Below are 25,676 nucleotides of genomic sequence, written 5' to 3' on the forward strand. Positions count from 1 at the left end.
CAGACATATGTCAGATAAAAAAATCGCATTTATAGGCACAGGTAATATGAGCTACGCCATCATTGGTGGCATGGTAAAAAACGGCTTTAACGCAAATAATATTATTGCGACTAACCGCAACCAAGAAAAACTAGCTAAGGTAGCTGCCGATTTCAAAGTGCAAACCACCAGTGACAATAACGAAGCTATGCGCGATGCCGATGTCATTGTTTTGTCTGTTAAACCACAAATGATGGGCGATTTATGCCAATCATTTCAAGATTCAGGTGTCGACTTTAGCGATAAATTATTTATCTCAGTCGCGGCAGGCTTAACCGTTAAGCGCTTACGTGAAATGCTTGGTCAAGATGTAAAAATGGTACGTTGTATGCCAAATACGCCATCATTACTTGGCCGTGGTGTATCTGGCTTATATGGTGCAGGCGAAACCCAAAGCGAGCATGATTTTGTACAGCAAGTATTTGAATGTACAGGCATCGTTGTATGGGTTGAAAAAGAGTCGCAAATAAACGACGTGATTGCTGTTACCGGCTCTTCACCGGCTTACTTTTTCTTATTTATGGAAGCCATTGAAGAAAAAGCCAAAGCGCTTGGGTTTAGTGATGAAGACGCACGCCGCTTAGTGCAGCAAACCGCCCTTGGTGCAGCTGAAATGGCACTTAGCCAAACTGATATTAGCATTTCACAATTACGTTCAAATGTGACATCAAAAGGCGGTACCACGCATGCAGCCGTTGAGCATTTAAAAGCACAAGGTTTAACTAAAACCGTAGGCGATGCAATGGATGCGTGTATTGCGCGTGCAGTGCAAATGGAACAAGAACTTTAAAACCATTTTTTATTGAAGGTTATACTATGAATGCCATGCAATTTTTAATTAGCACCTTGTTTGATCTATTTTTAATGGTGGTACTACTGCGTTTTTGGCTACAGTGGGCAAAAGCCGACTTTTACAACCCAATGAGCCAATTTGTGGTCAAAGCCACTTCGTTTGCAGTTAACCCGCTGCGAAAAATCATTCCAGGGCTAGGCGGGCTTGATTTTGCCTCTTTGTTGCTGGCATTTATAGTGGCTGCGGCAAAAATAAGTACCCTAATGTGGCTTATTTATAGCTCTTGGGCTATTCAGCCTGTGCTTATACAGGCGCTAATAACTGTTTTAAAAGAAGGTTTAAATTTAGTCTTTTGGGTATTAATCATCCGCGCTATTTTAAGCTGGGTAAGCCAAGGCTATAACCCAATTGAAGCGGTATTCCATCAGCTTACTGAGCCAATGTTAAAGCCCATCCGTAAAATTTTACCGCCATTAGGGGGATTAGATTTATCGGTACTGGTACTAATCATCGGCATTCAGTTTTTACAAATGCTGCTAATGGACCTTTTAGCTTAAGCATAACGTAATATAAAAGAGGCCTAGTGCCTCTTTTTTACATACTCAGGAGTTAACTATGCAACGTTTAATAAAGTTTTGTTTTATTGCTTGTCTCGTTTTAGCATTTAATGCGCACAGCGCACAAGAACAAGGCGCTCAATATAAAGAACTAGGCCCTTGGCAAGTTCATTATATAGCCTTTCCATCAACGTTTATTCAGCCACAAATAGCCAAAACATATGACTTGGAACGCAGTGGCTACAAAGGTATTGTTAATATTTCCATCTTAAAAAATGATACTGATAAAACAGCGCAAAAAGCGACATTACAAGGCACCGCTAGAAATTTATTAGGCAATAAACAAAGCCTCAACTTTAAAGAAGTCGTTGAAGGCGATTCTGTTTATTACCTAGCACAAGTAGATTACACCAACGAAGAAATTTTACGTTTTGAAATTGAAATCCAACAAGGTAACCAGTTCCAAACATTAAAGTTTCAGCAAAAATTTTACGTAGATTAAATATGACCAACACCTTAGTACTTGCAACCGGCAATCCCGGCAAAGTAAATGAGCTGGCTAACATGCTCAGCTCGCTTAATATTAATGTAGTACCACAAAGCGACTTTAATGTCAGTGACGTGGCCGAAACAGGCACCACGTTTGTAGAAAACGCGATAATTAAGGCGCGTCATGCAGCTAAAATAACTGGATTACCGGCTATTGCTGATGATTCGGGATTAGAAGTTGATAGCTTAAATGGCGCACCCGGTGTTTACTCTGCTCGCTTTGCAGGTAAAGGCGCAAGTGATCAAGATAATATCGATAAATTACTGGCTGATTTAGGCGATAACCCTAACCGACGCGCTCGTTTTTGGTGTGTGTTAGTACTGATGCGTCACGCGGACGACCCTACCCCACTTATTTGCAGTGCTAGCTGGGAGGGCGAAATTACCCTTAGCCAACACGGTGAAGGTGGCTTTGGCTACGATCCTATCTTTTTTGTGCCATCAGAAAATTGTACCAGTGCAGAGCTGACAAAAGCGCAAAAAAATGCACTGAGTCATCGTGGGCAAGCACTTAAAATGTTACTGCAAGAGCTACAACACAAAGGCGGCCTGTGAACCTTCCTCCACTGAGTTTATATGTGCATGTGCCATGGTGCGTGCAAAAATGCCCTTACTGCGACTTTAACAGCCACGGACAAAAAGGTGACATCCCTGAAGCTGAGTATGTGCAGCATTTAATCGACGATTTAAAAGCTGATTTACACTTAGTACAAGGGCGTAAGATTCACAGTATTTTTATAGGTGGCGGCACACCAAGCCTATTAACCGGCGCGGCATACACCCGTTTACTCAAGGAAGTAGATAGCCTAATTGGCTTAAGCGATAACTGTGAAATAACCCTTGAAGCAAATCCCGGCACAGTAGAAACTGGCCGTTTCAAAGATTATGTAAAAGCAGGCATTAACCGTATCTCTATCGGCGTGCAAAGCATGCAGGACGATAAGTTAAAAGCCCTAGGTCGAATTCATGGTGCCGATGAAGCCAGTTATGCTGCACAGCAAGCCAGTGAAGCAGGGTTAAATAGCTTTAACCTTGACTTAATGCATGGCTTACCAGGGCAGTCTCTTGATGATGCACTGAGTGATTTAAAACAAATTATTGCGCTCAATCCACCGCATATTTCTTGGTATCAGCTCACCATTGAGCCCAATACGCAATTTGCTTCAAAACCGCCGACTTTGCCAAAAGATGAAACCTTATGGGATATTCAAGAGCAAGGCCAAGCATTATTAGCACAAGCTGGCTATCAGCAATATGAAATATCAGGGTATGCAAAACCTGGCTATCAATGCCAACATAACTTGAATTATTGGCGGTTTGGCGATTATCTTGGCATTGGCTGCGGCGCTCATGGTAAGGTTACTGATGCGAAAACGGGGGTGATAACACGCACTGAAAAGGTAAAACACCCTCGGGGCTATATGGATATTATTAAACCCTACTTGTACAAAAGCTGGCAAGTAGAGCAAGACGACTTAGCGTTTGAATTTTTTATGAATCGCTTTCGTTTAATAGAGCCATGCCCTATAAATGATTTTAATGCGCTGACGCAGCAACCACTGCAAAGCCAACAGCATGCACTAGATAAAGCCATTAATGCCGGTTTACTAACAAAAACAGACAGCCACTGGCACGTTACACTCCAAGGGCAACGTTTTTTAAATGATCTACTTGCGTTATTTGTTTAGTGACAATAATAGGTTTCTAACAACAAAAGGGAAACGAATGCGTAAACTTACTCTAATTGCTGCCACCATTAGTGTGGCACTGCTTGCAGGTTGCCAACAAGCAACACAACAATCAACGCCTGCACCTGCGGTTCAAGCTCAACCTGTTCAAAGTGAAATTGACAAAGCGAATGCTTTTTTTGAAGACACTTTTAATCGTGATGTAATGAGCAGCCCGGTTTATCAAACCTACATGGGCATCAAAAAAGATTACGATAAATGGGATGACAACAGCGAAGAAAAAGCCCTTAAAGACTTGGCACAAGCTAAAGCCGATTTGGTCACACTCAACAGCATTAATCGTGCGCAATTAGATACAGCAACCCAAGTAAGTTATGATTTAAAAAAACAAGATTTAGAAGCCAGCATTGCTGATTTCAAATGGCGTTACCATAACTACCCTGTAAACCAAATGTTTGGTACGCACTCTATGGTGCCAGCTTTTTTAATCAACCAGCATCAAATTAGCAACGTAAAAGAAGCTAACGATTACATTGCTCGTTTAAATGGGGTACCGGGTGTATTTGATCAGCTTATTACTGGCTTAGAAATTCGCGCCGATAAAAACATCATCGCGCCTAAATTTGTATTTCCACACGTCATTGATTCAAGCAAAAACATCATTAAAGGTGCGCCGTTTGAACAAGGTGAAGATTCTACGCTTTTAGCTGACTTTAAACGCAAAGTTAATGCCTTAGAAATAGACCAAGCTGAAAAAGATGCACTTATTAGTAAAGCGACTGAAGCATTAAAAACAGCGGTTAAACCTGCTTACTCTAAGTTAATTAACTACATTGCACAGCTAGAAAAACGTGCTGATGACCGTGACGGTGCTTGGAAATTCCCTGATGGCGAAGCGTTTTACAATAACGCACTGAAACGCACCACCACCACAGACCTTACAGCAAAAGAGATTCATGCCATTGGCCTTGCTGAAGTATCACGTATTCATGATGAAATGCGTGCCATTAAAGATAAAGTCGGTTTTGAGGGCGACTTAAACGCCTTTATGCAGTTTATGAAAACCGACAAGCAATTTTATTTAGCTAACACTGAAGCTGGTAAAGCACAGTACCTAAGTGAAGCTAAAGGCTTAATTGATAACATGAAAACACGCTTAGATGAGCTGTTTATTGTAAAACCAAAAGCCGACATGATTGTAAAACGTGTTGAAGCATTCCGTGAAAAAGCGGCAGGTAAAGCGTTTTATCAACAACCTGCGCCAGATGGTTCTCGCCCAGGTATTTACTACGCCAACCTATACGACATGGAAGCAATGCCTACTTACCAAATGGAAGCCTTGGCTTATCATGAGGGGATTCCGGGTCACCATATGCAAATTGCCATTTCACAAGAACTTGAAGGTGTACCTAAGTTCCGTAAATTTGGTGGTTACACAGCCTACATTGAAGGCTGGGGGTTATACTCAGAATTACTACCAAAAGAAATGGGCCTTTACGAAGACCCGTATTCAGATTTTGGTCGCTTAGCCATGGAATTATGGCGTGCATGTCGTTTAGTGGTAGATACCGGTATTCACGCAATGAAGTGGACTCGTCAAGAAGGTATTGATTACTACGTTAACAACACCCCTAACGCCACTTCTGACGGTGTGAAAATGGTTGAGCGTCACATTGTAATGCCATCTCAAGCAACGGCTTACAAAGTAGGTATGCTGAAAATTTTAGAACTACGTGAAGATGCTAAAATGCAACTTGGCGATAAGTTTGATATCCGCCAATTCCACGATGTAGTTCTTAAAAATGGCCCTGTACCATTAAACGTACTAGAAAACTTCGTTAATGAGTGGATTGCCAGCAAACAAGCTTAATTTTTAAGTATTTACTTAAAGGTATAAAAGGTCGCAATTGCGGCCTTTTGTTTTATAAAGCAAAAAATTAAGCTAGGATAAAGTTGGAATTCAAGGAGAACAGAATGGATCTAAGCATACAGCTACTCAATGCGCGTATTAAACAACAGCAGTTTGATGAGCTAGATAACGATTTTAAAAAGCTCACTGAGGCACAGCAAGTAATACAGCTTAATTACCTGTTTGAAAGTGCGCTACGCATGAGTATTAAATACGATTTTATGCAAAACATCGCCGTGCGTATTTTAACCACTAATACGCCACCAGCGCCGTTTATTGAAAAACTAACCAGTTTAGATGCGCTGAGTTTTTTTACGCCTGCACTTAAATTAAATAAGGGGTTTATTAGTACAGACGACACTGGCAATAACGCCCTGCATAATGTATTTAAGCAAGCAATGCCCACACAACTGCCTTTTAACTATGTTCGCTCGTTAATGTTATTTGAATCTAACGAAGAGTTACTACATGCGTTAGCACATACAAATAAGCAAGGGCTCACTCCGGTTGCCAGTTATATTGCCTATGCACATAAGCCAAACATTCCGGTAAAACATGAATTTTCGGCCTTGCTCGCATTAATGGAAATTGAGCAAAAACAAAATCCTGCAGCAAAATTACAAATACTTGAGGCATTAAAAAATAATCCCCCAAGCGAGATAACCTTGCTACTGAGCGCCGCTTATTTACAGCGCTCTACTGAACAAGTGGCGGCTCTAATCTGATAAGTAATATTCTACGCTGGTAACAACACGTACGTTTTTAATTTGCGGCGTGTTTGAATCCCGATCGCTAATGCTAAACTGCCCTTGGCGAGCGGTTTTAATTTTACCTAAGCGTGAATTTGAATCTTTAGCAAACTTATCTGCCACTTCTCGGGCTTTTTCTGTGGCTTCTTGCACCATGGCTGGTTTTATATCGTTAAGCCCAGTAAAAATATACTCAATACGGGTTTGATAGTTGTCTTGCACAATAGCTATATTTTGTTTAGCTAGCTGACTCACTTTGCTCAGTGCGTTTTTAACTTTATCAGGAGCATTGGAGTAAACAATAATATTTGAGCTAATAACATACCTAAACTTTTGATTATCATTCGCGTATTCACGGGCTTGCTTATCTATAATAGATTGAGTGCCTTTCGATATTTCTTGATCATCAAAGCCGTGTAACTTTAAAAAGGCAATCACCGCATCGTTTTTTTGCTCAACTCGCTCAACAAGCTTTTCAAGATTGTTGTCGGCATCGTTAAACTGCAAAGGCCAAATAACGGTATCAGCCACAACTTCACGTTCAGCTAATCCTTTTACCTGCACCGTGCGCTCCATCCCTTTAATATCAAGCGCAGCCCCTTTTATAATAAAACCCAATGCAATTAGGCCAATGCTTAAACACGCCGCTGCCATAACAACGGTTACATTCGATATTTTATTCACCTTAGTCTCCTTGATTAGGGTCTGTTGACCTTTGCGGATTAAAATTTGTTCAAACTAGGGGCGGTTTAATCGCGGCGCGAGGTTTGTAACCTAGTGGGCTAAGTAAAAACCGAGCAACAAAGAGTAAATCGCCCCTAGGCAGAACCCTTCGGGCAGCGCCTGTTTGGCATTGATGCTGCGTTATCGCCTATTTATGGGGAATAACCACACCACATAGGCTCTGCCTTGCCTAAATACCAAACAGACAGCTGCAAATTTAACCTTGAAAGGTCAACAGACCCTAATATCAATAATAAGCACGTTCACGCTCGAAAAAACACTATAAACAGGTTACATTGAGAAGGTATAGATAGCAAAACTTAATCAGCCAAGGAAACGCAATGAGTCTAAAACGTATTAGCCAGTTTTTTAATCCAAGCTCAGTCGCTGTTATTGGGGCATCAAACACCCCTACTCGGGCTGGTAATGTGGTAATGCGTAATTTATTACAAGGGGGCTTTAAAGGGCCCATCATGCCTGTTACACCCAATCATACTGCAGTGCATGGCGTATTGGCTTACCCAAGTATTGAAGCCCTTCCCAAAGTACCTGATTTAGCCGTTATCTGTACCAATAAAAACACCTTAATGAAAATTATTGAACAGCTAGGTACGCTGGGGTGTCATAGCGCTATTATTATTGCTGATGGTCTAACAAGTACTCAAAAACAAGAACTTAAAGATAACGCTGCAAAGCATAAAGTGACGCTGCTTGGCTCAAATTGCTTAGGGTTACTTATTCCGCACATAGGTTTAAACGCGAGTTTTTCGCACACTGTTGCCACGCCAGGTAAACTGGCTTTTGTGTCGCAATCAGCGGCTGTTTGCTCAACGATTCTTGATTGGGCTAAAAATAAAGAAATTGGCTTTTCATACTTTGTATCAATGGGAGATTGTTTAGATATTGAGTTTGACGAAATACTCGACTTTTTAGGCCGCGATGCTAAAACCAAAGCTATCCTACTTTACATAGATAACATTAATGATATTCGCAGCTTTATTTCTGCCGCGCGTGCGGCGGCATTTTCTAAGCCCGTTATTGCCATTAAAACGGGCAGAACCAGTGCAGGCGCTCTTGCCGCTGAAATACACACCGGCGGAAAACAAAGCTCAGATGCAGTATATGATGCCATGTTTCAACGTGCAGGGATGTTGAGAGTAAATGATTTGCGTGAACTCTTTGCCGCCACTCAAACCTTAGCAATGCACCCCAAATTATTGCAAGTAGAGCAGCTAACTATATTAACTAATGGCGGCGGCCCTGGAGTGATGGCCGTTGATGAACTTATTCAAAGCTCAGGTAAACTTGCTCAGCTTAGTGATGAAACGCGCGAAGCACTCAATAAAGTGATCCCACATTCAGACACAACATCAAACCCTGTCGATATATTTGGCGATTCTGCGCCAGTGCGTTACAAACACGCATTAGAAATACTGCTTAATGCTAAAGAAGTTAAAAACTTACTGATCATTCATACTCCATCGGCATTGGCTCCGAGTGAAAATTACGCTCAGGTTATTGTTGAGGCACTGAACAAATTACCAAAAATGGCACGCCCGTATGTGATCACTAATTTCATGGGAGAAGATGCCGCCTTCGCAGCCAGACGCATCTGCGCAAATAACGCCATTCCGACCTATCGTACCCCAGAAGGCGCAGTAGGTGCCTTTATGCACTTAGTAAGCTATCGTCGTAACCAAAAACATTTAACCCAAACGCCAGAATCAAACACCGATGATGCGACTATTAATAAAGTAGCAGCGAAAGCAGCTATTAAAGAGTTTTTAAATGATGAGCAACATTACTTATCAACCCATCAAGCGAGTCAAATTTTAAGTAGCTACGGTATAGACTGTATCCAAACTGAAGTAGCCTACACCCCTACTGAGGCAAAAGAGCAAGCAATAGAGCTAGGTTTTCCGGTCGCATTAAAGTTGATGAGCCCCAGCATTCCCTCTAAGTCTGAAGTCGGTGGCGTAGTACTCAACCTCAATGATGCGCAAGAGGTAGAACAAACGGCATTTGCCATGCTGTTAAGAATAAAAAACACCTACCCTGATGCTATTATTGATGGCTTTTCGTTACAAAAAATGGCGCCTAGAGCAGGTGCCAATGAGCTGCGCATAGCCATTAAAACAGAGCCTAATTTTGGGCCAGTTATTTTATTAGGTGAAGCTGGTACAGGGCTTGAGTACGCTCAAGCGGCGGTGGCCTTGCCACCACTGAATATGAACCTAGCTAAATATTTAATTGCCGCCGCCCATGATAAGGGAGTCCTTAAAGATCGCATTCTGCCAGAAAAAGTAGATAAATATCGTTTATGTGCGCTACTGACCCGAATTTCTCAACTCGTTGTTGATCAACCCGATATCACCTCATTAGAGCTAAATCCTATTTTAGCCAGTAATGGGCAGTTTTTAGTCCTTGATGCCACCATGAACTTAAATCAGTATCAGGTTCAGGCGCACCGAAAACGTTTATCAATCCGCCCTTATCCTATTGAGTTGGTTGAAACGGTGACCCTAAAAAATAAGACCTTAGCAACGCTCAGACCAATCAAACCAGAAGATGAGCAGGCACATCAAGAGTTTGACCGCTCCTTAAGCAAAGAAGATAGATACAAGCGCTTTTTTGGTGAATTGCCACAATTTAACCATGATCAACTCGCTAAAATGACGCAAATTGATTACGACCGCGAGATGGCGTTTATTGTTACCCAAACACAAGACGAGCAACAGCACACATTAGGGGTTTCGCGAGTGATTATGGATCCCGATAACTTACAAGCAGAGTTTGCCATTGTGGTACGTTCTGATTGCCAAGGACTTGGGTTAGGGCGTATTTTAATGAACGCGGCTATTTCTCACTGCAGACGCCAAGGCGTGAAAACGGTTGAAGGTATCACCCTGCCAGAAAATACCGGCATGATTGAGTTGGCTCGTAAACTCGGGTTTAAAATAAGTCGTGATTTTGAAGAAGGCAGTATCAATATGCTGCTCACATTGTAATAGGTACTATGCGTAAACTAAGACAAACCATAAACCAAGTATTTGAAGCGTCAGGTAAGTATCAGCGAGCGGGACACATTTTAGATGTCATACTGATCAGCATAATTATGATTAATGTGGTGGCGATTGTGCTTGAGTCGGTGCACAGCATCGCAACCGAGTACTATAGCGAGTTTTTAATCTTGGAGCTGGTATCAGTGGCTATATTTAGTGCTGAATACCTAATACGTGCTTGGACCTGTGTCGATCGCGTAAAGTACGCCTCCATGAATTGCTCAAACTCACAAAAACGGATTCGATATATTTTATCACCACTGGCAATTATCGATTTAATTGCCATTTTGCCTAGTTTATTAATGTTTTTCTTTGCTATCGATTTGCGTTTTTTACGGGTACTGCGGTTGTTGCGAGTATTTAAGCTCACTCGTTATTCTCGAGCAATGCAATTGTTATTGCAGGCGTTTATTGATGAGTCGAGTTCATTACTGGCGGCATTTTTTATTATGTCTGTGGTACTTATTTTAGCCTCTTGCGGTATTTATTTATTAGAGCACGACATTCAACCAGACAAGTTCGGCTCTATTCCTGCAGCAATGTGGTGGGCAATGGCAACCCTTACCACGGTTGGTTATGGCGATGTTGTGCCTATAACGCCTATTGGTAAACTATTTGGTGGCGTAATCACTTTGGTGAGTATGGGGATGGTTGCCATACCAACCGGTTTATTAGCGTCGAGTTTCTCAGAGCAAATACGCAAACGTCGCCAGCTATTTGAAGATGCCACCCACGAGAAAATAACCGATGGTAAGCTCACTGATGAGCAGATGCATCACCTTGAGGAGTTACGCTACAAACTAGGGCTAAGTAAACTAGAGGCCAATAAAGCAATAAAAGCGGAGCTAAATAAACGCAGCTCACACTTATTTTGCCGTCACTGTGGTAAGCGTCCTTAATAAAATAATGTATTAAGCGGCGCTTTAAGCTTGTGAGAATACAGGATGCCAATCGTGCTCAATAAGCTCAAGCACCTGCTCTTTAGGCACCGCTTTACTAAACAAGTAACCTTGAAAGTAGCTACAACCTTGCGCTTTTAAAAAAGCCAACTGATGTGCGCTTTCAACCCCTTCAGCAATACACTCTTTACCTAAACTGCTTGCTAAAGTTAGTGTAGATTGAATAATCGCTTCGTTATCCGAATCAATACCAATATCTTGCACAAAGCTGCGATCTATTTTTAATACATCAATCGGAAAGCGCTTCAAATAAGTTAACGAGGCATACCCTGTTCCAAAATCATCCATGTACAACTTACAGCCTAGTTGCTTTAATAAGTCCATATTTTTAAGCGCATGTTCTGAGTCTCGCATTAAAATAGACTCTGTTATTTCAAATACAATAGCCTCGGGCGGCAGTGCTGCATTGTTTAGTGCTTGGCGAATTTCAGGGACGAGTCCGATAAATTCAAAATCCAGTGCTGAGAGGTTAATTGATAGGTATAGATCAGGACACACTTTACGCCAACGAGCTAACTGCACCAAAGCACGCTTAAATGTTTGTAGCATTATTTTAGTGATTAAACCTATATTTTCAGCTACGTTTGCAAACTCTTGCGTACTCGCTAACTGATTATCAGGCCAGCGTAGTAACACCTCAAAGCCCACTGTTTTTTGCGTAGACGCATTAATAATGGGTTGATAATAATTACAAAATTCATGTTCATGATAAGCTTTGATCAACTGTGATTCTAAATGCATCGCTCTTTCAACACGTTGATTCATTTCTTGTTTGTAAAACTTATAACACCCTTCCAAGCCATCTTTAGCATAATAAAGCGCTACATTTGACGCTTTCAATAGTGCTTTATAATGCGCGGCATCATCAGGGAAAATAGCCACACCAATACTTAGGTGCACATTGACGCTTTGCTGGTTCATAACAATGTCTTTACTCACGCAATCCATTAGTTTGGTGCATATAAGTAATACTTCTTCTATTTGCTGAATATCTTCAACTAGAATTACAAATTCATCACCGCCTAAACGCGCGACGCTATCACAAGGACGTAATGCTGTTTTCAAGCGGTTTGCCACCAGCTTTATTATCTCATCGGCGTTTTCTGTGCCAAATGAATCATTAAAATACTTAAACCGTTTTATATTAACGTGTAACAAAGCCACTTTACACTGATGGCGGCGCGCCTGATCGATGGCATGTATAGCTCTGTCGTTAAACAAGGTTCTGTTTGGCAGCCCAGTAAGTGAATCGTAATTAGCTAGTATATGCAGTTCGCTCTCGGCTGACTTTTGTGCATGAATATCCGTTAAAATAATCACAAAACTACTCAGCCTTTGGCTTTCATCAGCTACAGCGCTTATTTTAACCAGTACATGGCGTTGCTCTTTGTTTGCCAGAACGACAGTGTCTTCACATGAAAAATGTTCGCCCACTTCAAGCTTTTGCATAATTCTTAAATAATCAAAATAGCTACTGCGGGACATTCCCAAATTAAGCGCACGGGTTGAACGAGGCTCTGCTGATAAGCCAAAAGCGCTTTGCAGCGATTTATTTGAGGCACGTATATTAAAGTTTTTATCTAAGATAAACACCCAATCTCGGGTTTGTTCAAACGCGGCGGTAAATAACCGCGCATGCTCTTCAAACACCCTTTCGCGTGTCATATTGGTATACGTACCGGCTACTTTTTGCGGCGTTTTTTTGTCCCATTCAACCACCTTGCCAAAATCTTTGTACCAGCGCCAATGACCTTTGGCGTGGCGTAATCGGTAGGTACAATTAAAATACCCTTTATCTGTTGATAAAAATTCTAACCACTCCAACCTAAAAATAGCACGCTCTTGAGGGTGAATTTTTTCTAGGTAGTCATCTAAACTCACCGAGTCATCCTCGTAGCCTAATTCGTTGACTAATCTAGGCTGATAAATATTTAACTGGCTCGCCTGCCAATCCCATACCCCGGACTCACTTCCCTCTAGTGCAAGCTTTAAACGCGCCTCACTGTCTTGGCTTTCTTTGTGTGCTGCCAATAAGATACGCTGTATTTTGTTGCGCCTCATTACCCATGCAGTCACTATGGTGATCAATAAAATGGCATAAAGCGCTAAAAAGTATGGAGCACGCCATAGCGGATATTTCACTTTAATATTTAACGTGGCTGGCGCAGTATAGTCGCCGGTCAGTGGATCTTTTGCCCAGACTTTTAACTGGTAACTGCCTGGGTTTAATTTAGGAAACACCACCCGATTATTTCGGGTATAACTTTTTTTACCTTTATCGAGCTGATATTCATAAATAATGCGCTCTTGGAAGCTGAATGACATCGCTGAAAATGCAATCTCAAGCCCGATATCATCATGGTTTAAAGTGATATTTTTTAATGGCTGCTGTAAATTTATAGACAAGTCCCGAGACATTAAGTTGATGCGCGTGATATTGACCTGATCTAATAAACCTTGGCTATTTTTATTGTCTTTAGGGTCAAAGTAGGTAAAACCCTTGAGGCTACCGAAGGCAATTCGACCATCCGCTAACTTAGCCATAGCGCCATTATTAAACTCAGCAGAGAGCACCCCATCTGATGTTGTAAATTGCTGAAAATGAATTGTTTCAGGATTTAGTCGCCATATGCCTTTATGGCTACTCATCCAAATCATTCCCTCTTCATCAAGAACCATATCGTACAACAAGGTGCCGAGTTTATTTTTATCTAAATCAATTGTGTGCACTAACTCATAGGTCGTTGCATCTATACCAATCAGCCCAAAATTAGATAACGATAGCCAAAGTATGCCTTGCCCACCTACCACGTAGGAAAGAATACTAACGGCTACATTTTCATGGTGTTTTGGCACTTTATAAATGGTGTTTAAACTTAAATCATTGGGGTTAAATTGATATAAAACGCCACCACTAAAAAATAATGGCTTCTCGGGTTGGTGCGGTAATGGGGGTAAAAAGCCATGCGCTAAAAAAGGGTCAAATTGTGCTAATTCGCCTTTTAAGTGAACTAATTGTCGGCTATCAATATTATATTTAAACATACCATGATCTGGGTGTACAAAATACAAATCCCCGTTTGGTAGCAATGTCAGGCCATGCATCCAATCATTTAAAAAAATCTGATTGGTAGGACTGTTAGTTCTTGGTTGGGTAAGTTGCTGAGTTTGCGGGTCAAAAATGAATAATCCTCGGTTTGAGTGCAACCAGAGTTTATCTTTGTAAGGCATAATTTTGAAAATAGTAAACTCTGTGGTCAGTAAATCGACTTTATAATCTTTTAAATACACCTTTGAGTGATTACTTTTTAAATCAACCGCAGTTAAACCATTGTGTGTGCCTAACCATAGCTTTTCTTGGAACTCCTTAATTGACCATACCGAATGATGTGATAAACCATCCCCAACCAGTGCATTTCCCTCTACATTATAAAACTTGTAATTGTCGCCCGATAAATAAAACGCACCATCGGTTTTAGTGGCTAGCCACATTCCGCCCGATTTATCTTTCACCATATCAATAATACTGTTATCGGCGAGGGTGTACTTACTCTGTTGGATACGTTTATTTTTTACCACTTTTTTAGTAGTTAAATTAAAACAAAGCAGGCCTTTATCTGTTGCTAAATCGAGCACTCCTTGCTGATTATCAATATCCCAAACATTCAAATCGGCCAGTAATTTTTGGCTTGTAAATGATTGTTCGCGGTTGTTAAACATTGCCTCTAAATTACTAATATCAACAGCGTATAAGCCCTTAACCGCACCTACAAGCAACTGATTGTTATTACCTAGCGCAAATGATTTCACATTATTTTGATAAATATGTACATCCGTTTCGCTCAAGTGATCGAGTGGCCTTACCTGCTGTGTTGCGATGTTAAAAACATACGCGCCGTCTGTGCTACCTATAAAAATATAACCGTTATAATGAAACAAAGTACGCACAAACGCATTTTCAAATTGCTCAGGAAGTGTAAATAAGGAGGTAATAGAGCCGTTGTCTATATCGAGTTTTGCAAACTCTCGGCCTTGTCCAATCCATAAGGTTTTATCATCGGTGGCTAACATAGTAAAAACGGACTGCTGTAGTATTTGCTCTTCTGTGACAGGTTTTTCTATGTATTGTTGGTAGGTATCCGTTTTCGGATCGTATCTAAACAAGCCTGCTAATAAGGAGGCAATCCAGATATGCCCTTGTTGGTCTTGATATATGCGATCGATGATCGCCTCTTCTAACTCACCATTTGGGCCATTGATTGGAATAACTTGATAGCCATCGTATCGGTTAAGGCCTCCCTCAGTAGAGAGCCATAAATACCCATTGTTATCGATAAGCATGGTATTAACGTAACTTTGAGATAAGCCTTCGCTTGGGGATAATCGTTTTACTTGCGCTGTTACTTCAACGCTTATGAGCATAAACAGCACAAATATGGCTGTGATAAACCCATTAATACTCATACCCATGCTTGTCCTATTACTAATTTATGTTTTATTGATATTTCAATGCGGTAATATTTCGGTGCTTATAAGCATCAAATAGCGTTAATAATGCAGGAGTATATGTTAACACTTGGTTAAAACCAAGTGCTTGATAAAAATCAGTAAGGCGTTGATAAGCAAAGGTGTAAACAGGTTCTGTTTGCGCATTTAAAAGGGCAACTAATAACTGGGTTGCCACCCCCTTTGAACGATAAGAAGGAGCCACGAACACCGTTGATAAAAATAAAAAAGTGGGCTTATTCTGTAACCGGCAGGCGGCAATAATCGTATTATTATCGTAAGCGACCCAGACTTGATCCTGTTTGTTAGCACGGCCGCGGACGTGATGTAACGTATAAAACTTATTAACTAAGGGCGTTTTAATTGATTCTAATTGTTTAATTACAAGCATAGTAGGCAAACCCTAGCTAAGCATAATTGCCAAATACTGCTCAAATTTTTGTTTTAAAACACCTTGCTCTGCAACAGGACGACTATGCAGAGTGTCGTACACTTGCTCACGCGTTTTTTTACCGCGCTTAATTTGATAAGCCCAAAATGAGGCCTCGTAATCTAACTGAATTTGATACTTTTGCTCTCGCGGCAAGTTACACAGATTAAAACTCATATTCACTCCAATTATTAGGGGCTATAAACTTATTGTTGCCTGCATGAATACAGGTAAGGGCCGTGAGCAGCACACGGAGGCTTTTACTAGCCCACTAGGTTAAACAAGTCGCGCCGAGCGCCCCTAGCTTGAACAAATTTTCATCCGCAAAGGTCAACAGCCCCTCGCTCAATAAAACGTAGATTATACGTTTAAACTTATAAAAAACTAACTCTATAACTAATAAAAATAAGCGACTGTAAATAATTCAACGTAATCAATAATTGTTGGTGGTAACTTTTGCAAGATTACTAATGCAAACTGTGCAAAAGACAGACAATTTGTTACTATGGCTGCTTATTATCTTGCCGCAATTAATTGGAAATACTGACGTGCTTAAACGCTTTAACGGATTGCTGGTATTACTGTGCTTAGTTTTTAGTAATATGTCTTTTGCGCACAGTTATAGCTACACATTTAATCGCCCGCAAAACACTCAACAAGCAAACTATACCATTGAGCTATTACAATTGGCCTATGCAGATATGGGCTTTAAACTAAATATTGTCGATTTTAATCGTCAAAATGCATTATTTGCAGCAGATAATGGCATGTTAGATGGGCAGCTTGCTCGCGATATCAGTATTGAACGTGCCTATAAAAATTTAATTCGAGTTAACTATCCACTCTTTAAATTTAACCTTGAGCTTTATAAACGCTGTGAGCCCAGCTCCACTAAAACCATAGATAGCGTTGCCATTATTTCCAGTTACCCTGTGCAACAGCGATATTTAGACAGTATTGATTTTCAAGGTAAGGTAATTGAAGTTAAAAATAATAATACGCAGCTTAACTTACTGATCCAGCAAAAAGTACAAGGAGCGTTACTTATTGATTTTGCGATGGCAAATAAAACCATTCCCCCCTCTTTAGGCTGCTATGAAAAACAAGTAGTTGCAACCTACCCGCTTTATCATTATTTACATAACAGTCATGCGGATATTGTTTCCCAGCTAGAAGCAACACTGGATAAGTTACACAATAACGGCACAGTTGCAAAACTCAGGTCAAAATACAACCTACAGTTTTAAAAATCAAAACCTTGTTGATCTGCTTGCGGTGATGATTGTGCCACTTTATTTTTTTGCTGTAAGTAACGTTTATAGCGCTGCTGGCATAAACTCAATACTTTTTTCTTTTGGGAATTCGTTAACGAATTCCAAGAAAAACGTTCATCGCGACTGCGATAGCAGCCTTTGCAATAACCGCGATTATTAACTAAGCAAATACCTTTACAAGGGCTAGGAATATCAAATATTTCAATTTGTTGCATTTTACCCTCCGGTATTAAAAGCATAGCCTGAGTATAGCGCTATTTTTGTGCAAAAAAAAAGCAGCAAATAAATTGCTGCTTTGTTGTTAGCTTAAACTGTTAATTACTGCTAACAGCTTTGTTCATCTACTTGTGTTTTTCGATGAAATGGCTTGGCATACATAGCTAAAACCAAAGCCCTTAACTCTTCTGGCACCTTGGCCAAACGTTCTTCAAACTGTGCTGCGTCATTTTTATTGATCACCGCCTCAGTGTAGCCAGCAGCAATAAAGTTGCCTGGGTGTAAGTAAAACGAATCAATAATTTGCTTATCAATGGTTTTTGCCAGTTCATCGGCACTGTCACAACCTGACTCAATGGGCTGACCAAACGATAAATGCACATGCCCTTTGGCTGAACTAAACCCTTCAACAATGCTGGCAATATCTTCACCCGCCGATTTAACATACTTGCCATGATGTTGTTTATGATATAGCTCTTTTGCCTTGGCAATTGCACATGGTTCGTATTGGTAAGAGATTGCAACCGGCACCACTTTGAGCTCTTTAATGTATTCGCCAAATTCTTTCTTTTGTTTACGGCCATTAAGTTGCAACATTTTTAAAAGCGCAGGATCAGTTTGATCAACCCCATCTTTAGCGCGCCCTTCTTTTTGTGCAATCCAAATTGAGTGCCCGCTACTGAGTGAATCATAAATATAAGCCGATAACTGAGTCAGCGCTTTTAACATCTCTTTTGGGGCTTTTGCTGAGCGTTTCACAATAAAACTTTTATTTAAGCGCATAAGCTCAGTAATGTAAGGAATTTGCAGCAAGTTATCGCCAATCGCAATTCTCACTGTTTTCATTTTATGCTGAAATAAGCCCCAATTAACCAGTGCAGGGTCAAGTACAATATCTCTGTGGTTTGAAACAAAAAGATAGGCTTGATTAGGGTCTAAGTCTTCTAAGCCAGAAAAAGTGACTTTTGAGGTGGTACGTTTTATTAGTTTATTTAAGTAATGTGCCACTTCATTTTGTACATCTTCAACCGTTTTAACTTTGCCCCACTTTTTGCGCAACTGATGCTTTATTATAGCGCGTGCTAAAAACCCAACTGCGGATATAAAGCGTGGCAAATTGTATTTTGCAATTACATCAATGAACGCATTATCATTAATTAATCGCGTTAATGAGGCGGCAACTTCATCGTCATTGTAAGGTCTTATATCTGCGTACTTATCTTCTAATTCAATCATTTACTGCATCTACAAAGTTAAAAACGGCGCGTTAAAACGCCCCGCTGTGTCTGATTTTGATTATAACTCAATCAAAAATACGAAACTAGCAATACTAAAGTTCGATTTACTGAGTTTTCATAGCGTTATAGTTTAACGCCGAGCCAAGCTGTCTTGCTAACAACGCATACGTATAAACTATGGCTATTAATTATTAATTTAAATGGGTAGACCCTACTAACAGCACTTTGTTCAAGTTAACTTAGCAAGGCAGTTGATCATAATAACATGCAAGTTAACCGTCAGTGGGCAGACCACATTTAAATATGGCTCTACAACTGCTAATGTAAACGCAATATGATAAACCCAATAACATTCAAATAGATGATACTCTTTTTATCACAAGCATTTTGCGTACAGGGGTTATTATTCCCTTAACACATACACTATTAGGACACACCGTGAACATAACAATTCTTGATAACGCTACACTGGCAAACACCTCACTTGATTGTATCTCAGCACTGGGAAAGCTTACCGTGCATCAGCTAACTAGCCCAGAGCAAGTGCTAGCACATAGCCAAAATGCAAAGGTGTTAATCACCAATAAAGTAGTGATTAATCGTGACACCATGGCACAATTAACATCACTCAAACTTATTTGTGTTAGTGCCACCGGCACCAATAATGTTGATTTAAATGCCGCGAAAGATTTAGGCATTGCGGTAACCAATGTTGCTGGTTATTCAACCCCCTCGGTTGTGCAGCATACCTTTTCGTTAATTACTAACTTATTAGGCAATACTCATCGCTACCAAGCGGACTGCCAACAAGGCGCATGGCAAAAAAGTGAAATGTTTTGTCGCCTTGATTACAGCTTTAATGACATTCAGGGTAAAACATTAGCCATTATTGGTGGGGGAACTCTGGGCAATGCTGTATCTAAAGTGGCTGAAGCCTTTGGTGCTCATGTCATTGTTGCAGAGCGCAAAGGTGCTGAGTGTCGCCAAGGACGCACGCCTTTTGAAACCGCAATAAAAACAGCGGATATTATCAGCGTACATTGCCCACTTAATGATGAAACGCGTGACTTAATTACGCTTAATGAATTAAAAATGATGAAACCAACTGCGCTTATTATTAACACCGCGCGCGGGGGGATCATTAACGAAGCCGACTTAGCACAAGCCTTAAAAACCAATGTGATTGCTGGTGCAGGTGTTGACGTACTAACCAAAGAGCCTGCTGAGCACAACAATCCACTGGCCAATTACACGGGAGATAACTTACTACTAACCCCACATATAGCGTGGGCCAGTACCGAATCTATTGTGCGCTTGGTTAAAGAAGTGAGTTTAAATATCGCTGCATTTAGTCAACAAGAGTCGCGTAATCGCTTGGTTTAATGCCGTTAAATTAAGTTAGTCAAAATAACTAAAAAGTGGCTTTTTAATTTTATTTCTTAAAAAAGCCACTAACTCAAAAATCACTTTAAAAATAAGCAATTGATTTTTAAGGATTAAAAAAATGGCCTAATCTTTGCTCTAAAGTCTGTAATTAATCATCTAGGATAATAAAAAATGAAAAAAACACTTTTAATCGCCGCCCTCACCGCTCCTTTTTTAACTGGCTGTGTTATTGCTGTATCCGATGGCGAAGCGGAAGGTCATTGGGCTGGTAATAGTTCTTCTAGCTGGCAAGCAACACATAAGAATAATCGTGAAATTATTTCAGGCTTGGCAATGGATAGCTCTTATCAGTCGGTATTAAAAACCCTAAAAACACCTGACTTCACCGAATTACTCAAAAAAGAAGAGGATGTTTACCAAGTCTTATTTTATGCAACGCACAGCATCCATTCAGATGGTAAAATGACTAAAGATGAATGCACACCGTTGGTATTTAAAAATGATAAATTAGTTGGTATTGGTGCCTCAGCACTGCAAATGCTGACAAACTAAGTAACTACAGCATTTATTGGGCGCTAATTTGATTGCGCCCTAACTTTTTCGCATTATACAAACCGGAATCAGCTTCTTCTAACAATGCTTTTTCAGTGTAAGCTTGGCTACTCTCACTAGAAGCAATACCGATGCTAATGGTGACGTGTGTAGCGTTTAAAGACGCATTATGTTCAATATTCAAATCATTAACGGCGTTACGTAACTTGTTGGCAAAAGCGATTGCACCTTGCTGATTGGTTTCTGGTAATACGGCCACAAATTCTTCACCGCCGTAACGCGCAACAAAATCACTGCCACGCTCACATTGCGCGGCTAACGTTTTTGCCACTGTTTTTAAACATTCGTCTCCAGCTCGGTGGCCATAGTAGTCGTTATAACGTTTAAAATGATCAATATCTATGAGTAAAACGCACAAAGGAGAGTAGTTACGCTTACTTCTACGCCACTCTCTTTCTAAGTTCTCATCTAAATAACGTCTATTGGGTATTTCTGTTAAGCCATCAATAGAGGCAAGCATTTCTAGCAAATCATTTTTTTGCTTAATTAATAACTGGTTCCGCACTCTAACTTTCACAATAGCGGCACTAAATGGCTTACCAATATAATCCATTGCGCCGAGCTCTAGCCCCTTTGCCTCATCTTCATGACGGTTGTTTGCAGAGATAAAAATAATAGGAATAGCCTGACTTATACTGTTCTCTTTTAGCTGTACGAGTACTTCATAACCATTCATACCAGGCATCATGATATCTAAAATGATTAAGTCTACTTGTGTGTGTTTAACAAACGCCAGCGCGTCTTCGCCGCTTGTCACTAAGTAAACATCATGCTCATCACTTAAGGTTTTTTCTAAAATGATTCGGTTAAGCGCATCGTCATCTACAATTAATATTTTTGCTTTATTTATCATTGCTTACATCTAAAATTTTTATATAAATATGAACTTGTTTTAACTGTATTATCAGCTCTTTAATTGCAGCATTGGCGCTCTTGTCGCCCACTTTTAATAATTGCTCAGTATGTTGAGCACATAATAACAATCGGTTAAACCCTAAGTTTCCTGCTATCCCTTTTAGACTATGCACTAAGCGTACCATTTCAATAGTAGGTATGTCTTTTTGAAGCTCAGCTGAATATGACTCACTTAACACCGCTAACTTAGTAAGCATGCTTTGCAATAGCTTCTCATCATCATTGAACTGTGTCAAAGCGAAGGTTTTATCAAAAAAGCAAGGCTTAGATATGCCTAAATCAGCTATCGATGCAAATAAAATAGGCGCAACCACGGGCTTAGTTAAATGTTTATTCATACCACTATTCAATGAACGTGCAATATCGGCAGGCTCACAATGTGCAGTTAATGCAAAAATAGGCAATTGCTGGGCGTCAAACTGTTGGCGTATTATTTGGGTTGCTTGATAGCCATCAATACCCGGCATTTGAATATCCATTAAAACTAAATCGGGGCGTAATATATTCACCCATTCAACTCCCTGTTTAGCATCACTAGCAGTCACAACATTCACTTCGGCTTTACACAATATACTGCTAATAATGTCGAGATTGAGCGGGTTATCATCTATGGCTAATACTAAGGTTCCGGCTATTTCTTCTTGTGGTTTATCCGCTTTATATTGAGTTACTTTCTTTAACTTTTCAGGGGTTAAACTAAGTAACCGCTGCGCCAATGCACTGCGCGGTAAATACTGGCTAATAAAAGAGTCATTTATTGAAAGTTGATTCGGTTGCGAGTGCTCTATAACGATGAGTGAAGTAGTACGAGTGTTTAATACTGCTTTTATTGCTGACGTGAGAAAGGCAGGTACGTCATCAGCATCGATTACAATGCTATGCGCTTGTTGCAAACAATCAGGATCAGTTACGACTATTTCAAGAGCTTGATTATTGAAAAAAGGATGCGCGGTAATAACCTGATTAAGCAACTGACTCTTCGCGCTGGTGATCAGTAATAGCCTATCTGTAAAGCTTGCTGATTTCTCGGTATCTGTCGCTAAATCAAGCGTGAAGTAAAAATGACAGCCATGGCCTTTATCACTACTGATTGCAATTTCACCTCCCATTAATGCCACACTATGCTTTACAATTGCCAGCCCTAAGCCAACCCCTTGATGCAAGCGAGTAGATGATTCATCACCTTGTGTAAAGGCATCAAATAAACGGCGTTGATCCGCTTGAGCAATCCCCACTCCCGTATCGATAACCTGAAAACAAATACGCTGCTCTGTATGGCTCTGGCTCGGCTGTAATGTCATTTTTAATGTCACACTGCCTTTATTGGTAAACTTAACGGCATTGGTAAGTAAGTTACCTAATACTTGTTGCAAACGAATTGTATCGCCGACTAAAAATGGAGAAATTTGCGAGTCTATGTCGATTTTTAGCTGTATCTGTTTTGTTTGGCATAAAGGTAAAATTAAACTTTCGCAGGTATCAATCAAATCAACTAAGCACAATGGCGCTAATTGCAGCGTTGCTTCTTTACTTTCAACGCGGGCAAAATCAAGCATACTATTTAGCATCTGCAACAAATTATTGGCCGCATATTTTGCTTGGCTAGCTTGTTGAATTTGCCGCTGTGTTAACCCGTGCTCTGCGAGCATATCCAATAATCCCAACACGGCATTGAGGGGGGTGCGTATTTCGTGACTTAAATTAGCAATAAAACGGCTTTTAGCTAACGTGGCACGCTCTGCATCATCTTTGGCTTTGGTAAGTTCTGTAACATCTTGAATATGAATAACATAATAAAGCGGCTGACTATTTTCATTCCAAATTAACGACATACTCAACTGTAACCAGGCATTTAATTGGGTATGAGCCAAGGTTAAGTGAAACACCCTTTTTTTATTATTTAATAATTGCTGTAGTAATGCTTCAAGCTCCTGCCATTGCGTATCATTAAAAAGCGCATAAAAAGGAGTATCGGTTAATTTATCATGCTTGGAAAATAATTTTCGTGCGGCTTTGTTTACCTGTAAAATAGCGTACTCAAGCGAGAGTAAAAACACCCCATTTGCGGCAAATTCAATTGCGCTTCTAAATATAGATTCAGACTCTTTTAATGCATACAAAGTATGTTGTTGTTCTGTAATATCACGACCAACCCCCATAGTTCCTAATAATTGTTGCTGTTCATTGTAAAAGGGAGCAATGGTTAACTGATAAGTTCGCTCAGCAACATCTATGCGCTGCTGAATTTGCATTTTATGCTGTAATACTTGATATTCCAGAAAACTAATTTGTTCATACTCGTTACTTATGTTGTGTATTTGCTGCCCAAGGAGTTCACCTTGAGTTTTTCCTACAAACAACTCAAACGCTTTATTACAGCCTAAAAAAATGCTTTCTGTATTTTTAAAATAAATAAAATCAGGCACGCTATTAAGTACTGTGTTTAATAACGCTAAATGACGCTCTTTTGCTTGGTCGCTATGTTTTAGCTTTTGCGATTGTTGCTGTACTTGATCATCTAACTTTTGATTAGCATTTTGCAAAGAAATAACTAAATGCTCATTTTTCGCAAAAATAGCTTTTACCCGAGCAAACCAAGGTTGCCAGTTTAACGGTATTTGATAATTTAAATACCCGCTATTGTCATCGTTATGATGCTCTAAATAACGCATCAACTCGGTCATAGGTTTGATAAATATACGTTTGCTTAACCAAAAAAAGATGTAAAACATCAAACATAAAAATAAGGCTAACGAAATAAACTCTATCAATACTTCATACACAATACCGCTTGAGAGAGTGTGCTTGTCAGCAAGAAACGCCAGATGAATAGGGTTCTTTTTTGAAGGCTGAATTAAAAATAATGAGTCTGCTCGCGCATTACTCTTTTGTGAGGGGCTATTAATATTAGGCCAATAGGTCGATAACTTTATGGCTTGATTAATTGGCTGCTGTGAACTGGCAATAATTTCATTCTCTTGGTTGATAAAAACATACTCGCCTTGCTTTGAGGTTATTTTTTTCAACCAACTAGAAATAGCCTGTAAGTCATATATTAAAACAATATAATCTGAGGAGTTAAGCTCTCGCTGTCGGCCAACTGCAAAATATGCGTTATTGTCTACTTTAATAACGGCACTTGAAGTGAGTGTGTTCGCTGAAGGTAAAGGTTTAAAGTCGCCATTAAGTACCTGCGTTAAAATATAACTTTGTGTATTGTTACGCCGAGCTAAAAAAGCAAAGCCGCGCTCATCAACATAGGCTACAGAATGCAGCGACGAAAGCAGCGCTAGAGCAGTATTGAAAGACGGAGCCAGCGACATGACTTTTTGCCAGCGTGATAATGCCTGTTCGGAATAGCTGAATTGGCCTTTTCCTACTATTTCGCCATTAAAATGTGCTATCTGGCTATAATAATAATGCTCGTATTGATTAATGTTTTTTGTGAAGGCATGATTCGCTGGTTGTGGGGCGTGTTTGTCATACATAATAAACATCGCATTAAGTAAATCGTCCATGGCTTGCATATCATGGTCAAGCTGCGCCGATAACGCACTAAAATCGGTGGTCTTTTTTGTTATTGCACGGTCCATTTTTATATTATAAAAATGCAAACACAAAAAAGAGGCCACCAATAAAGGGATTGCTAACGCCACAAAAACAGAGCGATGATAATGTTTTAGCGGTAAAAAATTCAACGACCTACCTAATTATTAGCTCAAAAATCAAACTGTAGACTATAGAGCCAAGGTGTTAAGCGCAAGTTATAAATTCTCCTCGGCAAACGACGCTAGTCGGCTTCTTACCACACCATTAAGATTAACAGTAGCGCCACCTTCAAAGTGCTTAAATCGCTCTACAATATAAGTAAGCCCTGAGGTAACTGCGGTTAAGTAATTACTGTCTATTTGTGCTAAATTTCCGGTACAAATAAGTTTAGTTCCTTCACCACAGCGGGTAATTATGGTTTTGAGCTGAGAAGCCGTTAAGTTTTGGCTTTCATCTAAAATCACCCCCGAATTGATATAATACTATCATACCCTCAATAAACTTGAACAAAAAAGTTTTTAC

The 25,676-nt window shown here is 40.1% G+C and carries 20 protein-coding genes and 1 pseudogene; 12 read left to right on the forward strand and 9 right to left on the reverse strand.

Annotated features, from left to right (window positions below; genetic code table 11):
* Nucleotides 1-7 precede the first annotated feature (7 nt).
* The 7 genes from proC (at nucleotide 8) to QL984_RS02640 (ending at nucleotide 6,260) form a co-directional block, all read left to right on the forward strand.
* Entirely contained in the window at nucleotides 8-829 is an 822-nt protein-coding gene (gene proC / locus QL984_RS02610) for a pyrroline-5-carboxylate reductase (protein WP_013465853.1), read from the forward strand.
* Nucleotides 830-855: 26 nt separating this feature from the next.
* Entirely contained in the window at nucleotides 856-1,389 is a 534-nt protein-coding gene (locus tag QL984_RS02615; protein WP_138563999.1) for a YggT family protein, read from the forward strand.
* Nucleotides 1,390-1,447: 58 nt separating this feature from the next.
* A complete protein-coding gene (locus tag QL984_RS02620; protein ID WP_128583159.1) occupies nucleotides 1,448-1,891 on the forward strand; it encodes a DUF4426 domain-containing protein in 444 nt (147 codons plus the stop codon).
* Nucleotides 1,892-1,893: 2 nt separating this feature from the next.
* Nucleotides 1,894-2,493, forward strand: coding sequence for an XTP/dITP diphosphatase (locus QL984_RS02625; protein ID WP_069439858.1), 600 nt, complete (start codon nucleotides 1,894-1,896; stop codon nucleotides 2,491-2,493).
* Entirely contained in the window at nucleotides 2,490-3,626 is a 1,137-nt protein-coding gene (gene hemW / locus QL984_RS02630; protein ID WP_128583158.1) for a radical SAM family heme chaperone HemW, read from the forward strand. The genes QL984_RS02625 and hemW overlap by 4 nt, the downstream gene beginning before the upstream one ends.
* A 37-nt stretch (nucleotides 3,627-3,663) precedes the next feature.
* Nucleotides 3,664-5,496 (forward strand): DUF885 domain-containing protein, encoded by a 1,833-nt coding sequence (locus QL984_RS02635; protein ID WP_033102538.1) that lies wholly within the window; start codon nucleotides 3,664-3,666, stop codon nucleotides 5,494-5,496.
* Between the two features lie 104 nt (nucleotides 5,497-5,600).
* Complete coding sequence (locus QL984_RS02640; protein ID WP_058155240.1) at nucleotides 5,601-6,260, forward strand: hypothetical protein; 660 nt, start codon at nucleotides 5,601-5,603, stop codon at nucleotides 6,258-6,260.
* Here the strand turns inward: QL984_RS02640 and QL984_RS02645 are convergent.
* The gene (locus tag QL984_RS02645; RefSeq protein ID WP_033102537.1) at nucleotides 6,252-6,968 is read right to left on the reverse strand and encodes an SIMPL domain-containing protein; all 717 of its coding nucleotides are present in this window, start codon (nucleotides 6,966-6,968) and stop codon (nucleotides 6,252-6,254) included. The genes QL984_RS02640 and QL984_RS02645 overlap by 9 nt on opposite strands.
* Nucleotides 6,969-7,348: 380 nt before the next feature.
* Between QL984_RS02645 and QL984_RS02655 the strand changes: the two genes are divergently transcribed.
* Nucleotides 7,349-10,015: a bifunctional acetate--CoA ligase family protein/GNAT family N-acetyltransferase gene (locus QL984_RS02655; protein WP_028835638.1), complete on the forward strand. Its 2,667-nt coding sequence runs from the start codon at nucleotides 7,349-7,351 to the stop codon at nucleotides 10,013-10,015.
* Nucleotides 10,016-10,023: 8 nt separating this feature from the next.
* Entirely contained in the window at nucleotides 10,024-10,968 is a 945-nt protein-coding gene (locus tag QL984_RS02660; RefSeq protein WP_138764226.1) for an ion transporter, read from the forward strand.
* 24 nt (nucleotides 10,969-10,992) lie between these two features.
* Here the strand turns inward: QL984_RS02660 and QL984_RS02665 are convergent, their stop codons facing one another.
* The 3 genes from QL984_RS02665 to QL984_RS02675 are packed head-to-tail and all read right to left on the reverse strand — an operon-like array spanning nucleotide 10,993 to nucleotide 16,141.
* Nucleotides 10,993-15,498, reverse strand: a complete 4,506-nt coding sequence (locus tag QL984_RS02665) for an EAL domain-containing protein (protein WP_138764227.1) — start codon at nucleotides 15,496-15,498, stop codon at nucleotides 10,993-10,995.
* 25 nt (nucleotides 15,499-15,523) lie between these two features.
* Complete coding sequence (locus QL984_RS02670) at nucleotides 15,524-15,925, reverse strand: GNAT family N-acetyltransferase (RefSeq protein ID WP_064663420.1); 402 nt, start codon at nucleotides 15,923-15,925, stop codon at nucleotides 15,524-15,526.
* A gap of 12 nt (nucleotides 15,926-15,937) precedes the next feature.
* Complete coding sequence (locus tag QL984_RS02675; RefSeq protein ID WP_013465864.1) at nucleotides 15,938-16,141, reverse strand: DUF3283 family protein; 204 nt, start codon at nucleotides 16,139-16,141, stop codon at nucleotides 15,938-15,940.
* 425 nt (nucleotides 16,142-16,566) lie between these two features.
* Between QL984_RS02675 and QL984_RS02680 the strand changes: the two genes are divergently transcribed.
* Nucleotides 16,567-17,211 carry a transporter substrate-binding domain-containing protein gene (locus QL984_RS02680; protein WP_138764232.1) on the forward strand — a complete coding sequence of 215 codons (645 nt, stop codon included), beginning with the start codon at nucleotides 16,567-16,569 and terminating at the stop codon, nucleotides 17,209-17,211.
* Here the strand turns inward: QL984_RS02680 and QL984_RS02685 are convergent.
* Together QL984_RS02685 and QL984_RS02690 are read right to left on the reverse strand one after the other, a co-directional pair.
* A complete protein-coding gene (locus QL984_RS02685) occupies nucleotides 17,208-17,453 on the reverse strand; it encodes a DUF1289 domain-containing protein (protein WP_013465866.1) in 246 nt (81 codons plus the stop codon). The genes QL984_RS02680 and QL984_RS02685 overlap by 4 nt on opposite strands.
* Nucleotides 17,454-17,562: 109 nt before the next feature.
* Entirely contained in the window at nucleotides 17,563-18,690 is a 1,128-nt protein-coding gene (locus QL984_RS02690) for a 1-acyl-sn-glycerol-3-phosphate acyltransferase (RefSeq protein ID WP_138764228.1), read from the reverse strand.
* Between the two features lie 440 nt (nucleotides 18,691-19,130).
* Between QL984_RS02690 and QL984_RS02695 the strand changes: the two genes are divergently transcribed.
* Both QL984_RS02695 and QL984_RS02700 read left to right on the forward strand, forming a co-directional pair.
* Nucleotides 19,131-20,075: a D-2-hydroxyacid dehydrogenase gene (locus tag QL984_RS02695; protein ID WP_138764229.1), complete on the forward strand. Its 945-nt coding sequence runs from the start codon at nucleotides 19,131-19,133 to the stop codon at nucleotides 20,073-20,075.
* Nucleotides 20,076-20,249: 174 nt separating this feature from the next.
* The gene (locus tag QL984_RS02700; RefSeq protein WP_013465869.1) at nucleotides 20,250-20,630 is read left to right on the forward strand and encodes a DUF3192 domain-containing protein; all 381 of its coding nucleotides are present in this window, start codon (nucleotides 20,250-20,252) and stop codon (nucleotides 20,628-20,630) included.
* Nucleotides 20,631-20,643: 13 nt separating this feature from the next.
* On the opposite strand, the gene QL984_RS02705 is transcribed toward QL984_RS02700, so the two are convergent.
* The 3 genes and pseudogenes from QL984_RS02705 to QL984_RS02715 all read right to left on the reverse strand — a co-directional run.
* The gene (locus tag QL984_RS02705; RefSeq protein WP_016900589.1) at nucleotides 20,644-21,543 is read right to left on the reverse strand and encodes a diguanylate cyclase; all 900 of its coding nucleotides are present in this window, start codon (nucleotides 21,541-21,543) and stop codon (nucleotides 20,644-20,646) included.
* Nucleotides 21,533-25,303 carry a PAS domain-containing hybrid sensor histidine kinase/response regulator gene (locus tag QL984_RS02710; RefSeq protein WP_128583155.1) on the reverse strand — a complete coding sequence of 1,257 codons (3,771 nt, stop codon included), beginning with the start codon at nucleotides 25,301-25,303 and terminating at the stop codon, nucleotides 21,533-21,535. Before QL984_RS02710 ends, QL984_RS02705 begins: the two co-directional genes overlap by 11 nt.
* Nucleotides 25,304-25,369: 66 nt before the next feature.
* Nucleotides 25,370-25,627, reverse strand: a pseudogene (locus QL984_RS02715) (PhoH family protein); the annotation flags it as partial.
* Nucleotides 25,628-25,676 lie beyond the last annotated feature (49 nt).

This window comes from Pseudoalteromonas sp. APC 3495 (assembly GCF_030407645.1).
GTDB classification, from domain to species: domain Bacteria; phylum Pseudomonadota; class Gammaproteobacteria; order Enterobacterales; family Alteromonadaceae; genus Pseudoalteromonas; species Pseudoalteromonas tetraodonis.